Source organism: Rhodococcus ruitaii, from assembly GCF_055230935.1.
In genome coordinates this window covers 20,198-33,575 of the sequence record NZ_JBUYWC010000004.1, presented here as the reverse complement: position 1 = coordinate 33,575, position 13,378 = coordinate 20,198, and the positions used below count along the sequence as shown (strand labels likewise).

15 protein-coding genes are annotated in these 13,378 nt (G+C 65.7%); 8 read left to right on the top strand and 7 right to left on the bottom strand.

What is annotated here, in order from left to right; genetic code table 11:
* The first annotated feature begins 96 nt into the window (after positions 1-96).
* Genes ACZI8W_RS05940 through ACZI8W_RS05930 form a run of 3 tightly spaced genes read left to right on the top strand, consistent with a single transcriptional unit; the run spans position 97 to position 1,903 of the window.
* Positions 97-708 carry a TetR/AcrR family transcriptional regulator gene (locus ACZI8W_RS05940; RefSeq protein WP_463367575.1) on the top strand — a complete coding sequence of 204 codons (612 nt, stop codon included), beginning with the start codon at positions 97-99 and terminating at the stop codon, positions 706-708.
* The gene (locus ACZI8W_RS05935; RefSeq protein ID WP_463367574.1) at positions 705-1,532 is read left to right on the top strand and encodes an NAD(P)H-binding protein; all 828 of its coding nucleotides are present in this window, start codon (positions 705-707) and stop codon (positions 1,530-1,532) included. The genes ACZI8W_RS05940 and ACZI8W_RS05935 overlap by 4 nt, the downstream gene beginning before the upstream one ends.
* Positions 1,529-1,903, top strand: a complete 375-nt coding sequence (locus tag ACZI8W_RS05930; protein WP_463367573.1) for a hypothetical protein — start codon at positions 1,529-1,531, stop codon at positions 1,901-1,903. The genes ACZI8W_RS05935 and ACZI8W_RS05930 overlap by 4 nt, the downstream gene beginning before the upstream one ends.
* A 301-nt stretch (positions 1,904-2,204) precedes the next feature.
* Here the strand turns inward: ACZI8W_RS05930 and ACZI8W_RS05925 are convergent, their stop codons facing one another.
* Both ACZI8W_RS05925 and ACZI8W_RS05920 read right to left on the bottom strand, forming a co-directional pair.
* Positions 2,205-2,714, bottom strand: coding sequence for an RES family NAD+ phosphorylase (locus tag ACZI8W_RS05925; protein WP_463367572.1), 510 nt, complete (start codon positions 2,712-2,714; stop codon positions 2,205-2,207).
* A 68-nt stretch (positions 2,715-2,782) separates the two neighbouring features.
* Positions 2,783-3,289, bottom strand: a complete 507-nt coding sequence (locus ACZI8W_RS05920) for a hypothetical protein (RefSeq protein ID WP_463367571.1) — start codon at positions 3,287-3,289, stop codon at positions 2,783-2,785.
* 695 nt (positions 3,290-3,984) lie between these two features.
* On the opposite strand from ACZI8W_RS05920, the gene ACZI8W_RS05915 reads away from it, so the two are divergent.
* The 4 genes from ACZI8W_RS05915 (at position 3,985) to ACZI8W_RS05900 (ending at position 7,590) form a co-directional block, all read left to right on the top strand.
* Positions 3,985-4,401 carry an AMP-binding enzyme gene (locus ACZI8W_RS05915; RefSeq protein ID WP_463367570.1) on the top strand — a complete coding sequence of 139 codons (417 nt, stop codon included), beginning with the start codon at positions 3,985-3,987 and terminating at the stop codon, positions 4,399-4,401.
* A gap of 126 nt (positions 4,402-4,527) precedes the next feature.
* Positions 4,528-5,259 (top strand): Clp protease N-terminal domain-containing protein, encoded by a 732-nt coding sequence (locus ACZI8W_RS05910; RefSeq protein WP_463367569.1) that lies wholly within the window; start codon positions 4,528-4,530, stop codon positions 5,257-5,259.
* A gap of 65 nt (positions 5,260-5,324) precedes the next feature.
* Positions 5,325-5,987 carry a superoxide dismutase family protein gene (locus tag ACZI8W_RS05905; RefSeq protein WP_463367568.1) on the top strand — a complete coding sequence of 221 codons (663 nt, stop codon included), beginning with the start codon at positions 5,325-5,327 and terminating at the stop codon, positions 5,985-5,987.
* Between the two features lie 106 nt (positions 5,988-6,093).
* A complete protein-coding gene (locus tag ACZI8W_RS05900; protein WP_463367567.1) occupies positions 6,094-7,590 on the top strand; it encodes a carboxylesterase/lipase family protein in 1,497 nt (498 codons plus the stop codon).
* 154 nt (positions 7,591-7,744) lie between these two features.
* On the opposite strand, the gene ACZI8W_RS05895 is transcribed toward ACZI8W_RS05900, so the two are convergent.
* The 5 genes from ACZI8W_RS05895 to ACZI8W_RS05875 all read right to left on the bottom strand — a co-directional run bounded on the left by ACZI8W_RS05895 (position 7,745) and on the right by ACZI8W_RS05875 (position 12,698).
* On the bottom strand, positions 7,745-8,044 hold the full coding sequence (locus ACZI8W_RS05895; RefSeq protein ID WP_463367566.1) for a YbaB/EbfC family nucleoid-associated protein: 300 nt from the start codon (positions 8,042-8,044) through the stop codon (positions 7,745-7,747).
* Between the two features lie 15 nt (positions 8,045-8,059).
* Positions 8,060-8,872, bottom strand: a complete 813-nt coding sequence (locus ACZI8W_RS05890) for a hypothetical protein (RefSeq protein WP_463367565.1) — start codon at positions 8,870-8,872, stop codon at positions 8,060-8,062.
* Positions 8,872-11,235: a TPR repeat domain-containing protein gene (locus ACZI8W_RS05885; protein ID WP_463367564.1), complete on the bottom strand. Its 2,364-nt coding sequence runs from the start codon at positions 11,233-11,235 to the stop codon at positions 8,872-8,874. Before ACZI8W_RS05885 ends, ACZI8W_RS05890 begins: the two co-directional genes overlap by 1 nt.
* The gene (locus ACZI8W_RS05880; RefSeq protein WP_463367563.1) at positions 11,236-11,592 is read right to left on the bottom strand and encodes a hypothetical protein; all 357 of its coding nucleotides are present in this window, start codon (positions 11,590-11,592) and stop codon (positions 11,236-11,238) included.
* A gap of 74 nt (positions 11,593-11,666) precedes the next feature.
* The gene (locus ACZI8W_RS05875) at positions 11,667-12,698 is read right to left on the bottom strand and encodes an FAD-dependent monooxygenase (RefSeq protein WP_463367562.1); all 1,032 of its coding nucleotides are present in this window, start codon (positions 12,696-12,698) and stop codon (positions 11,667-11,669) included.
* Between the two features lie 68 nt (positions 12,699-12,766).
* On the opposite strand from ACZI8W_RS05875, the gene ACZI8W_RS05870 reads away from it, so the two are divergent.
* The gene (locus ACZI8W_RS05870) at positions 12,767-13,351 is read left to right on the top strand and encodes a TetR/AcrR family transcriptional regulator (protein WP_463367561.1); all 585 of its coding nucleotides are present in this window, start codon (positions 12,767-12,769) and stop codon (positions 13,349-13,351) included.
* Positions 13,352-13,378 lie beyond the last annotated feature (27 nt).

The window sequence follows — 13,378 nt, the reverse complement described above, 5'->3', positions numbered from 1 at the left end:
CTGGCACCACCTGATCTCCCCGGCTATGAAGCAGTTTCAGAGTTCTCTGATCCGATCGCGACGTACCGACCTACCGTATGGTGATACGGTAGGGCTATGAGTCAGTCGGCATCGAGTCGTACCCGGCGCGCAGGCGGGAGCAGGCGAGCAGTTGTTCTCGGTCAGGTTGTCGAGGTGCTCGCAGACCGTGGGTTCGCCGGGACTCGGTTCGCCGACGTGTCCGCGGCATCCGGGGTGGCGGTCAGCACCTTGCAGGGCTACTTCGGCTCGCGTGAGGACATGCTCATCGAGGCGCTGAGGGGTGCCACCTCCGGTGAGGTAGCGGCGCTCCACGACCTTGCTGCTGGGTTCGATGATCCGTGGCAGCAGCTCGTCGCGCTGGTCGATCGGGGCCTGTCCACCCCGGTGCCCACATGGCGGATGCTGATGGAGTTCTGGACCGCCGCGGCTCACGACGCGGAGCTGCGCGCGCATGCCGCGGTACTGGCCGGGCAGTATCGGGAGCCCTTCCTGGAGACGGTGCGGCGTGGGGTGGACGCCGGGGCGTTCTCCTCCCGATTCGAGGTCACGGCGGTCGTGGACGTGCTGGTCGCGACAATGGACGGGCTGCTCTATCCGCTCGTCTTGGGTCACCGGGCCTCGGCCGATCTGGACTACCGCGATGCGGTGCTCGCCCAGCTCGCCTTCGCGCTCGGGACCGACGCATGACGGTTCTGGTCACCGGAGCGACAGGGAAGGTCGGCCGTGAGGTTGCCGCGCAGCTTCAGGCTCGGGATGTCGAGCTGCGGGCAGGGTCCCGGCGCAGCGCGCCACCGCTGGACTGGAGCGATCCTGCAACCTGGCCGGCCGTGCTGGACGGTGTCGACCGGGTATTCCTGATCATGCCCGGCGGCGACGACGGGCACCGCTCGGTCACTGGGCTCGGCAGCGGGGTGGTCGAGTTCATCGACCTCGCCCAGGGTCGGGGCGTGGAGCGTGTGGTGCTGATGACCGCACTCGGCATGGAATACGCTCCGGCCGAGGTGGAGCAGCGTGCCGTCGAGCTGCACCTGCAGGACCGCGATCTCGCCTGGACGATCCTGCGCCCGAACTGGTTCTTCCAGAACCTCACCCACGGACCCTTGCGCACCCTCGCTGAGGTACACGAGGGCGCACTGTGCCTGCCAACGGGCGATGCAGCGGTGAGCTTCATCGATACCCGTGACATCGCGGCCGTGGCCGTCGAAGCCTTGCTCAGCGATCATCACGGCCGCGAGTACGCGCTCACCGGACCGCAGAGCCTGACCTTCAACCAGGTCGCCGAAGCATGCCGGAACTCGCCGGTGCCGGTGGTGGCCTACCAGCCGGTCTCCGAGGCGGGTTTCCGTCGCGCCGCCCTCAACCTGGATTGGCACCCCGACTACGTGAACACCCTGAGCGGCCTGTTCGCCACGATTGCCGCCGGTCACGCCGAACCCGTCCTCCCGGACACCGCCGAGGTTCTGGGTCGCGCGCCGCGGTCGCTCGTCGAGTTCCTCGCGGAGGCCCGATGATTCTCACGAACCGGATCGCCCACGACGTCGCCGCCGGGACAGTCACGGTCGCCTACCGCCGCTGGAAGCACCCGCGCGTCGAACCCGGATCGACGTTCCGCACCGTGGCCGGAATCGTGCGTGTCGAAGCAATCGACCAGACAGATCCCGAACTGATCGACGCCACCGCCGCGCAGGACGCGGGCTGCGCCACACCGGACGAGCTGCTCGCCACCCTCCACGAGGACCATGTCTGTCCGCTCTGGTGCATCACCCTGGCTTGGGCCGGCCCCGATCCCCGAGAAGCGCGCGCAGAGAACGCGGTACTCTCACCCGCCGACTTCGCGGACATCGACGTCCAGCTGGATCGGATCGATGCGGGTACGCCCTGACCCGCAGCCTGCGGGTCGGCTACGGACTGTCCGAACGCGGCCACGCCTACCTGGCAGCCACCGACCCACGAGAAGATCAACCCATACGAGCACGATCATCGCCGGCATCCGCACAGCCCACTGCGGCGCTCCGCCAGCGTGGCCGAAAGAGCGCAAGCCGGCCCCCAAGCGCGGATCGCGGCTGGACTCCTACCATGGCTGGCGACGCTGCCCCGTGCTGCCGAGCCGCCGACCGCGGCGGCCTCCTGACCATGACCGAGCGCACCCCGAGGGGTCTGCGGGCGTCTCGGGGTCGCGTCGTTCAGATGCTGCCGGGGATGTGCAGGACTTCGATCCCGGCGGTCTCCCGCAACAATTCCCAGAGGTCGGGGCGATCAGGCAACGCGGCGGTGCTCGGGACGGTGAAGTCACTGGGAATCGCCACGGTGCTGGTCCGGTCTCCACTCGGTGCGAACAGGGCGACGCAGGCGTCCACGTGTGCCATGTCGTGGCGCGCCCAGTAGCGGATGCCATCGAAGCCGGCGGCGTGGAGCTCCCGTGCCCACCGCTGGGTGAGGCTGTAGTCGGAGGTCGTCGCGATCTCGGAGGTCATGCCGAACTGGTTCGCGGCATTCGAGGTCGCGTCGGCGACCCGCAAATCTCGACGCACCGCCACCGTCGAGATCGCTCGCTGTGCGATCTCCGTGCTCGGGATGAGCTGGATCCCGCACCAGGTCTCGAACCGGCCACCGCCGCTGGAACCGAACCACCATGGCCCGAACTTGGCGCCGTTCGTGCGGTACGTCGTCGTGCCGGCGGGAAGGGTGAACACACGGAACCGTCCCCGGAGTGTGTTCGGGGACGGTGGTGCGGCGAGGTGCTGTGTTGCGCGAGGCGAACTCACGAAGCCAGCCGTTCAGCGGCCTGCCGTGCCAGCTTCACGACCTCGGCTGTGTCGCCGTCGAGGAGTGCTTGTCTGGGAGTGCGGTCGCCGAGTTCAGGCTGCCTGCTCGATACCCACGATGCGATGGTCCATGCCTGGACGTCGGCGTGGGCCCACGCTTTCAGGACGTCCTTGATGCCGAGGATCGGGACGTGTGGTGCGGTGTCGGTCAGTCCGCCGGACCAGTAGCCGATGGTTCCGTCCGCGGCTTCGAGGCGCAGGACACGACGGTCCTTGACTGCCTGGCTCAGGGCCTGCTTCGTCCAGCCGGTGGCGTCGACGGCCTGCTTGTGGGTCAAGATCGCGCCGATGTGGTTCTCCCAGGCTCGGCGTGCCTTGAGGTTGGACAGGACGTTCTTCACGCCAGCGGCGACGTATGTGGCGGCGTCGTCGTCGAGTTGTTCGGCGGCCATCCCGCTGGCGGCGAGTTGGTCGTCTACGACCTTTTGGAGTGCAGTGGTCATACCCCCCATCGCCCTCGGTCAAGTAGGTCAAGTCAAGCGGTCAAGCAGTGCGGCTCGGGCGCGTCGATGCCGTGGGGCGAGTCATCGACTGCGGTCGGCTGCGAACGGCCGCGACGTGCAGTGGAGCTAACCCACGTGGGGACCGGACGGGTGTCCGGCGCAGTTCACTGCGCCGGGTATCAGTTTCGGCCCGGCTCCCGGTAGCGCCCGAGCGAAGAAGTGCCGGGCCTCACCCCTGTCCGAGGGGTGGCTGTGCCGAACTGAGTGAACGAGCAACACGGGTCGGGCTGTCCGAACTGTTGCTGGCGTCCGCGCATGACGTGTTGTGCCGCAACGCATCACCCCTGTCTCCACCGTTGGTGGCACCCCTAGACGAACCAGGAGCGTGACCGCCATGCCGACAGACTGCCGCCCCACCTATCCCCTGCCCGCCGTGACCGCGCCCACCCGTACCAGGTGCGCGGAGTGTTCCTGCGATATGCACCGTCGGTGGGATGACCTGGGCGTCGACTTCACCTGGGACGACGAGCACGGTCGGCGGTTCGGCGGAGCGTCCCCGATCCCTGGTGTGAGCACGGTGGGTGAGTACCTGGACCACTTGCTGTGCACGAAGCAGATCGCCGCGTACTCCGACTTCTCGGCGCGGGCCACTGCTGTCCGCCGGCTATTGGGAGGATCCGGCAGCGAATCAGGAGTTGTACACCGACGACGATTGGATGCTCCTCGGCGACATCGTGGAGGTCGACGACCGTGGACGGATACGGGTGGTAGGACGGACGGCCGACTTCATCATCCGGGGCGGCAGAAACATCTCAATCCTCGAAATCGAGGATCTCGTCCGCCGTCACACTGCAGTAACCGACGTGGCGGTGGTGGGTGTTCCCGACGAGATCTACGGCGAACGTGTCTGCGCTGTCCTGGTCCTGGACGAGGGCTGCTGTATCGACACCGCCTCGATGGCGGAATGGCTGCGCTCCCGCGGGGTGACCACAGAATACCTGCCCGAATACGTCGTCACCGTCGACCGGCTCGACGTCGGCGCCGGCGGCAAAACAGACCGGAACGCGGCCCGGGCCGCTGCGCTCCGACAAATCCGCCGGCCGGGGCAGTAAAGGCATCCTGGCGCCTGCGGAGGCCTCACGCCAGCCCGACAATCGCCATGTGCTGCCGACGCAAAATCGACCCGTATTCGTCAACCTATGATTGACGATCGCCTATCGTCAACCTATGGTTGACATATGACCGAACCAATACGCAGCACTCACCCGATTCGCCTCGACGACCTCATCGAGGCCATCAAGAAGGTCCATCCCGACGTCCTCGACCAACTCCAAGACGCCATGATCGCCGCCGATCATCTCGGTGATGTATCCGATCACCTCATCGGCCACTTCGTGGACCAGGCCCGACGCTCGGGTGCCTCCTGGTCGGAGATCGGACAACGCATGGGGGTGTCCAAACAGGCCGCTCAGAAGAAATTCGTCACCAAAGCCGACAACGACCTCGATCCGAATGAAGGCTTCAACCGGTTCACGCCGCGCGCGAAGAACGCGGTGATGGCGTCGATGAACGAAGCGCGCGCTGCAGGCGGCACGGAGATCGCTCCCGAACACCTCGTGCTCGGTCTACTGGCCGATCCTGACGGGCTCGCGGCTCGCGCGATCGTCGCACAGGGAATCAAGCTCGACGATCTGCGACGTACCGTTCTTGCCGCGCTGCCGGTAAGCACGACCGGAACGCCTCCCGAGCTCATTCCGTATGACGCACAAGCCAAGAAGGCTCTCGAACTGACCTTCCGCGAGGCGCTGAGACTCGGGCACAATTACGTTGGCACCGAACACATTCTGCTGGCACTCCTCGAACTGGAGAACGGTACGGGGGCGTTGTCGTCGGCCGGGGTGGACAAGTCGAAGGCCGAAGCGAACATCGCGGAAGCCCTCGAAGCGATCGTGGCTGCGCAGCAGGAGTGAAAGCCTGCTGAATTCTCCCGTGGCGGAGTGTTCAGTTCAAGCTCCGAACGGGTATACCTCCGGCCATGAATACCCGAACCACAGCATTCCTGGCCGGAATCTCCCTGACCGCACTCTTCGCGTCCGGGTGTAGCGACGACACAAGCGGCAACGACGCGACCACCGTCGAAGCGCCCCCCGTGACGACAACGGCGGAGCCGCCGACCGGCACGGCAACCTCGGGGACGCCCGCACCCGGGTCTGGAATCGACGACGACGATGCATTCGCGCTTCCTGGAGGTGTCGACGTCGACGCCGTGACCTATGACGAGGTTGCCGTGCCGGTCGGCGCGCGGGCTGACGTGGACACCGAAGACGACGACGGCCGTACCACCGTCACACTCACCGTGACAGGTCTCCAGCCCAACCGCGACTTCGGTGCTCACGTGCATACGAGACCGTGCGGACCGGACCCCGCGGATGCAGGACCGCACTATCAGAATCAGGCGGACCCCGCGGCGACACCGGACTCGCCATCCACCGACCCGGCCTACGCCAACCCGCAGAACGAGATCTGGTTGGACTTCACCACCGATGACAGCGGAAATGCCCGTGCCACGAGCACGGTCGACTGGGAATTCCGTGATGATGAAGGCGAGTCGTTGGTGATCCACGAACACCACACCATGACGGGGCCCGGTGAGGCCGGTACTGCCGGTGATCGTCTCGCCTGCATCGACGAGGACTGATCTCTCATGACGACTGCGGCAGGTGTCGAGGTGCGCGTTTGCCTCGAAACTGTACGTCCGGCATGCCATGCTGACGGTCGACACGGTCCGAACATGAGGAGAGCGAATGAATCCCGTCGTCGAGACCACGCGCGGACGGGTGCGGGGAACAGCCGTGGGGGGCACCGCGATCTTCAAGGGCATACCGTACGCGGCCGCACCGTTCGGCGACCGTCGATTCGCGGCACCTGAACCTGCACCGAAGTGGGACGGCGTGCGAGACGCGGTCGAATTCGGCCCCACCGCACCGAAGGCGCCCTACGGCGCGCCGTTCGACAGACTCTTGGAAGATCCGGCAATCCCCGGTGCGAACCCACTGAATCTGAATGTGTGGACACCCGGCCTCGATGCGTCGCTGCCGGTGCTCGTCTGGATCCACGGCGGTGCGTTCGTTCGCGGCAGCAGCGCGGTGCCGCTGTACGACGGTGCGAACTTCGCCCGTGACGGCGTGGTCTTCGTCAGTATCAACTACCGACTCGGTGCCGAAGGGTTCGCCTTACTCGCCGATGCACCCGCCAACCGGGGGTTGCTCGATCAGGTGGCTGCACTCGAGTGGGTTCGAGACAACATCGCCGCGTTCGGCGGGAACCCCGATGCAGTGACGATCGTCGGCGAATCGGCGGGCGGGATGAGTGTCGGATCGCTACTGTCGATGCCGTCTGCAGAGGGGCTGTTCCGTCGAGCGATCGCGCAGAGCGGAGCCGGGCATTCGGTGATGTCGGCCGACACCGCGCGCAAGGTGTCGCGGGCCCTGGCCGACGCGCTCGATGTCGAACCCACCCGCGCAGGTCTCTCGATAATCGATCCCGACGCACTCGTCGAGGCGCAGGAAGCGTTGGTCGCGCGGATCCGCGGCGAGTCGGATCCCCAGGTGTGGGGTGAGATCCCTACCCATGCGATGGCCTTCGAACCGTGCATCGACGGCAGCGTGCTGTCGGAGCTGCCGATTGATCGGATCGCCACAGGGTCGTCGCGTGATGTCGACGTTCTCATCGGCCACAACGGCGACGAGATGACGCTGTTCCTCGTGCCCACCGGCGTTGCGGACGCGATCGACGACACGATGCTTCCCGCACTCGTGGCGCCCTACGGTCTGACGGAACCCGGAGCCCTCGATGCCTACCGGGCAGCGCGATCCGAGGCGACGCCCGGCGAGGTGCTCATGCATGTGGTGCGCGACTGGATGTATCGCATTCCGGTCGTTCGCGTCGCCGAGGCGCGCTCCGCGTTCGACGCGGCGACCTATGTGTATCGCTTCGATTGGAAGTCGCCGGAGTACGGCGGCCGGCTCGGCGCAACGCATGCGCTCGACATCGGTTTCGTGTTCGATAACCTTCACGTCTCGGGAATCAGTGCGTTGGCCGGGCCGAATCCGCCGCGAGACCTTGCGCAGCACATGCACCAGGCGTGGATCACGTTCGTGACGACCGGCACGCCGGGATGGGCCCCGTACGGGACATCCCGGACCGAGATGGTGTTCGGCGACGCCTCCGAGGCGGCCGGCTGCGAGACCGTGGACGACGCCGAGGCCGAGCTTCGTGTGCTGTGGGACGGGATTCGCTGACCGCCCCGTTTCATGTGACCGAGTTCACGGGAACCGGGGCTTACGAAGTTGGGGCGCCCCAAGTTATTCTTTCGTTACCTCTGGTCGCAGCTGATATTCTCGCTGCGGCCAGTTGTTATTTACGGGTAGTTCGCCTGATCTTGGGCTGGCCGGATCATGAGTGCCCCGTCTCGGCCATGATGCGACGAACCCTTGGGTCTTCGGCAAGCTCCTCCCGGACGTTCCGTGCTTTCTCGTTCGCGTCCGAATAAGCAGACGCGTGCGCGCTCGTGATGTGGCCGGAGAGTGCCCGGGGCGACAGGTCGTACGCGTGAGGAGGGATCTCGAGGCTCAGGATCTGTCCCGTGGGCGACACCGTCATCGTGATCCCGTGTGAGGATCCGGTGCCTCTGATCATGTCGATCGCGTCCTGGATCCTGCGGACCTTCGACGAGAACTCTTCGGTTCGAGTCACGGCATTCTCCTTCTCTTACCAGCCGGGGTAGGCGGGCAGGGTCTTGGGTGGGATGGGGGAGCGAATGGTTTCGGAGCCTTCGTCGGGGACGTCGGGTTCGATGCTGCGTCCCCAGTCTTGGCAGCGGTGCATTGTTTCGCCGAGGTCGGCGCCGAAGGTGATGGTCCATCCGGTGTCAGTGAAGAGATCTTCGGTGGGGGCGGACCATTGGTGTTCGGATACTGGCAGGCCTGGTGGTACCGGAAAGTGCCCGGTGTTGTGTACGGTCGGCCAGAAGTCTTCAGGGTCGAGTCTGGGGTTGTCGGGGGTGTAGACGATGTGGTCGAACTGGATGTACTCCTCCCTTCCAGATCCGTTGGTTATGCGGTACGTGCCGTCGGCTTCACGGATTGCGAAGTGCGAAGGCTGACTGCATACAGTGGCTTTGAAGCCGATGTCGGTCTCGACGATCTGTAGGATGTGTGATCGCATGGTGCCCGCGAGCGATCTATCCCAGCGTGTATTGATTTGGGAGGCATACCTGGGATCGAGTGCTTCCGCGAATCCAGGGTAGGTTGCGTCCATGCCGGCATAGTGCGCGATAGTTTTGGACTCGTGTGCGGCACGGATGATTTGGCCACGTTCGCCGAGCAAATCGATACCGGTTTCAGCCGACCACTCATAGGTGGCGTTGCGGACGTGTGCGGGCGTTTCGTACTCTGAAGGCTCAAGCGTTGTGAGGGTTGTGGTGATTGCCTCCTTGGGGGCATCGTGTGAGCATGATGTGAGCACAAGAATGCTCAACACTGCAGCAGCAGAACGAATGAACTGTACCGACTTTCGCTTCACTACGAGTAGTCCCATCGTTCACCGCCAGAGACAACCACGCCGCCGAGGAGCACCTCGCGGAAACCGGATTCGCCATCCCGCTGGTCGGCGTAAATGATGTTGCGGAGATCCTGGCTACCGGCAGCGGACGTGCTGAGATAGCCGCCTTGTACCTCTTGAGGAATTCCAGCGTTAGCCAGGATCCAGGTTGCTTCCCGGGTGAGTTCGCTGTCTGAAATATACTCGCGCTCGTTGAGTACCCCATTTTCGACCCAATCGATTGGGAGCGCCGACGCCTCCACGTGCCCAGAGTCGGCGAGTCCCCGCAACATGTTGTACCGCATCGTGCTTTGCGCACTCGTTTCCGTCAGGTACATCGAGGTATCCAAACCTTCGATTCCCGATGCGTGTCCCACGTATTGTCCTTCAGCATTGATGATTTCGGAATCCAAGAGAACCCCGGCCGAATAGACGATCGGCCCGGTGACCATCCCACCGGGAAGTGCCGCAACGGCACCGGTGGCGAGAGTCTGCGCGACCGCGAAAGCATCGGACCGGTACTGGTTCCGGTTGTCGATCGCAGCCTGCTCGATCGACTTCTCGTTCTCGTACGCACTGCTCAAACCGACCTCGACGAGACTCTGCAACCGGCCCGAATACGTACCGTAGGAGTACTTCCCCTCACCCTCCAGCTGATCCAGCGCAAACTGCCGATCGAAGTCGGTGGCCTGCGCGAGCGCTGCGCCGTTGATGAGCGCCCCGGCCGCGGGGTCGGTATCGAGGAGAGTGAACACTCGGGTCGCCGGAACAGGGCCGAGGTCGCCGAAGCCGTGAGTGGGTGTGGCGTCTTCGTCTGCCCCGACCATGTCGGATGCATACGGCGCCAGTGATTCCGAGAATGACTGGACTGCAAGGGGGTTGACGTCGCCGATCGTCCGGTCGGACAGCCCTCCGCCGGGCTCGGGCATGTGGAGGAAGCGGTCGAAGTTGTTGCCGCCGTCCCACTCCGATTCAGGCGACGACAACACCTCCGCGAGACCGTATGCGGCTTGCCCGGCACGCTCTGCCCGTGCGACGTCGCCCGGGTCGGTCGGGTCGGCGGGCACTGCGTCGGCGGCGATCCAGTCGGTGAGGCCGGCCAGGGTAGCGCCGTCGTCGTCCCATTCGCGGGTAAGCAGGGGCACGAGCACTTCGTCGCGGTCGAACGCTGCGGGAGTGCCGTCGACATCGGTGCCTGACAAGAGGTGGTACGACGCATCGGGGTTGCGGGTGCCGATGTCGAGGAAGGTGCGCGCGGTCTCGTCGTAGTACGCCGGATCCGGTGTGGGCACCAGGTGCGGATCGGCATAGGTCGGTACGCCCGCCATATATCCCGCGACCCGATTCAGCTCGATCCCCATCTCGGTGCCGGGCCGATACTCGGGATTCGATTCGCCGAGCACCGCGCCGAGCGCACCGAGACGGTCGAACTGGATACCGGCACCCGGTTCACGAGGCCCGGGTTCGTATCCGTAGTGGAGGGTGTCGCGGATGTCCTGCGGTATCCGCTCCCAGCTACCGCCGTAGTCGGGATTCGACAACGTGAGGAGACCGTTGCCCACCGCGTCGGCCCAGCCCGCCGCATGCGGATGACCGTCCGCCTCCCATTCCTTGAAGGTCGCGAACAGTTCCGTGAGGTCGTCCTGCTCGAGTCCGTTGTAGAAGGCGTCGAGGTAGTCGATACTTGCGCCGCTTCCGGCGGACAGTGCACGTCCGATGCGTTCGAGGTCGGAGTCGCGGGCGTGGCCGGACATGAGGAGTTCGGCCTCCTCGTCGCCGCCCGGACCGCTCAGGGTCCAGACGCCCTGAGTCCGGAAGTCTCCTCCGAATGTCGACAAGCGGATGGAGTTCTGGTCGATCAGGTCGGCGGCGTGCACGTCGAGTTCGTCGAAGGTGCTCAGTGCGGACTTCAACTGCGCCTCGAATGTGGCGGCTTCCTCATCGAGGCACGCCTGCGCGACGACATCGGCGCGGGAATCTCCCGTGTCGCACCGAGGTGGAACCACGCTGCCGTCGTCGTGGACGGTGAACCCGGCGCCGATCGCGTTGTCGGCGATGCGGACCACGGTGTCGCGCGCGGGAACCAGCGCAGTGGATGCGGAACGAAGAGCTTCGACCTGCTCGGCGACGGCATTGGAAATGCCGCGGCCGACGACTCGATCGCTCCACGCGCGGGCCGCTGCGGCGGTGGCCGCATCGCCCTCCCACGTGCGGAACGCGTGGTCCACGTGACGGTCGACCTGGTCGGTTGCCTTGCCGAACGCGAAGTTGGCGGCTTCCACACCGTCGGCTGCATAGGTGAGCGCGGCGGGGTCGAGCTTTCGGATCTGCGAAAGCGTCGACATCTACGACACTGTGCTTTCGGCAGTCCCCGCGCTGCTCTCAGAGGTACCCGCGCTCTCGAAGCTGCTTCCTACTGCCTCGACCTGCCTCCTGAATTCGTCCTCCGCGGTGTCGTAGTTCATCGCGCCGGCGGATGTTGCTTCGGCCATGCGGTGCAGGCAGATGGACATGGCATGGTACGCGGTGTGCAGTGGAGCTTCGGCGCGAGTGAGCGCGGCACCGACCGCTGACGACGTCATCGCCCTGACCTCAGCAGCGAGTGGGGTCCCCGGGTTCAGCTCGCCGATGATCTCGGCTTCCGACGTCAATGCCGCCGCCAGCGCCCTCAACGCGTCGATGTCGACTTGCCACGATGTCATCCGGTCGCCCCTCTGATCTTGAAACAGTCCTATGGGGTTGGACGCAGCAGGTGTCCGATCGGTTCCACAAGATTTCAGGCGAATCGAACGGCGGTGCCGATCACTGCGTTGCGCAGCCCGGTGAGCCGGGTTGCCGTCGCAACCCGCGCGACCATCCGGGATGCACGAACCAGACGTTGTGTGCGACGACGTCGTGCCCGGTCGTAGCGGCCGAGGGCCTCGCTGACGGGATACTCGGCCAGTAGCGCGGCGAGTGTGGCGCCGTCCACCATCGCTTCGCACGCGCCTCGGCCGAGGTTGGGGGTCATCGCGTGCGCTGCGTCGCCGATCAGGGCAACATTCCCGCGCACATACGACGGGAGTCGCGGCGACTCGTACAGATCGTGGTGCAGCACTTCGGCGGGATCGATGTGGGCCAGCACGTCGAGCACGGCGGGATGCCAATCCCGGAAGCGTGCGTGCAGTTCGTCGATGGTTCCTGCTCCACCCGCGGGCGCGCGCACGGCGGCGAACCAGTTCGTGAGGTCGCCGTCGCGCGGGGTGATCCCGAAGAGTGCACCCGGCCCCCACGTCTCGCTCATCGCGGTGGTGGCACCGGGAACCCAGCCGCGCCAGGCTGCGTAGCCGGAGTGCACGGGCCGATACGACGGGCCGAAGATCTGGTCTCGGACCGCGCTGCCTATGCCGTCGGCGCCGATCGTGACGTCGTAGCCCGCGAGCTCGGCGAGTTCGGGAGCGGCCGCCCCGAACCTGACGGTGCAGGAGGGAATGCCGCCGGTGAGGAGCCCGAGCAGGACGGGACGTGACAGCAGGATCGCCGGCGTGCGGATGTCGCTGAAACGTCCGAGGACCTTTCCGTTCCAGCTCATGAGTGCCCCGGAGTCCTGCAGCACACCGAGGCGCTGCGCTTGCCCGCCGAGACCGGCGAGTTCGAGCGCCTCGAGGGCTTCGGGCCACAGTCCCAGCGCGGTGCCGGTGTCGGGCGGCGCCGCGGCACGTTCGAACACGTCCACGTGCCAGCCGCGGGTGATGAGGGCGTTCGCGGTGGTGAGCCCTCCGATTCCTCCGCCGAGCACGGCGGCCTTTCCGGTGTATGTGGTGGTCATGCCTGCAACATACTACGCATGTAGTGGAGTTGTCACTACATGCGTAGTGAAGGTCGTAGGATCGCAACGTGACGGACAAACGCACCACCGTGCTCGACGCTGCGATCGAACTACTCGGAACAGAAGGCCTGCGCGCACTCACCCACCGACGCGTCGACCGGATTGCCGACGTGCCGCCGGGGTCGACATCCAACTACTTCCGCACGCGACAGGCCCTCGTCGAAGGGGTCCTCGATCGCCTTCTCGAACGCGACCGGGCCGACGTGGCCGCACTTGCAGGGACCGGATCCGCATCCGCAGCGCCGCGCGAGCGTGACCTCGAAGACCTGCTGTACGGATACGTGCTGTTCGCAACCGGCGAGGACGCGGTGCGGACGCGGGCGCGTTTCGCGATGTTCGTCGAGGCCATGGCCGTGCCGGAACTCCGCACCGCGGTGGAGGTCAGACGCGGCGAGCTGAGGGCGTGGGGCGCGGCCATGCTGGCAGGTCTCGGAGTGGACGAGCCGGGTGAATCCGACGCCGGTGCGAGGCTCATCGTCGACTATCTCGACGGCGTGATCCTGCATCGGTTGACGTCCGGGAGCGACCCGGATCCCAGAGAGGGGATCCGCCGGATCCTCGCAGTGGCGCTGCACCCTCGAGGTGCACGGTGACACCGTTGCTAACGGCTCGTTACCGAC

Bases quoted from the DNA above. Each gene is read 5' to 3' on its own strand.
- ACZI8W_RS05930 (WP_463367573.1), top strand. From the start codon at position 1,529: ATGATTCTCACGAACCGGATCGCCCACGACGTCGCCGCCGGGACAGTC.
- ACZI8W_RS05905 (WP_463367568.1), top strand. From the start codon at position 5,325: ATGAATACCCGAACCACAGCATTCCTGGCCGGAATCTCCCTGACCGCA.
- ACZI8W_RS05920 (WP_463367571.1), bottom strand. From the start codon at position 3,289: ATGACCACTGCACTCCAAAAGGTCGTAGACGACCAACTCGCCGCCAGC.
- ACZI8W_RS05880 (WP_463367563.1), bottom strand. From the start codon at position 11,592: ATGACATCGTGGCAAGTCGACATCGACGCGTTGAGGGCGCTGGCGGCG.
- ACZI8W_RS05940 (WP_463367575.1), top strand. From the start codon at position 97: ATGAGTCAGTCGGCATCGAGTCGTACCCGGCGCGCAGGCGGGAGCAGG.
- ACZI8W_RS05885 (WP_463367564.1), bottom strand. From the start codon at position 11,235: ATGTCGACGCTTTCGCAGATCCGAAAGCTCGACCCCGCCGCGCTCACC.
- ACZI8W_RS05900 (WP_463367567.1), top strand. From the start codon at position 6,094: ATGAATCCCGTCGTCGAGACCACGCGCGGACGGGTGCGGGGAACAGCC.
- ACZI8W_RS05875 (WP_463367562.1), bottom strand. From the start codon at position 12,698: ATGACCACCACATACACCGGAAAGGCCGCCGTGCTCGGCGGAGGAATC.
- ACZI8W_RS05935 (WP_463367574.1), top strand. From the start codon at position 705: ATGACGGTTCTGGTCACCGGAGCGACAGGGAAGGTCGGCCGTGAGGTT.
- ACZI8W_RS05910 (WP_463367569.1), top strand. From the start codon at position 4,528: ATGACCGAACCAATACGCAGCACTCACCCGATTCGCCTCGACGACCTC.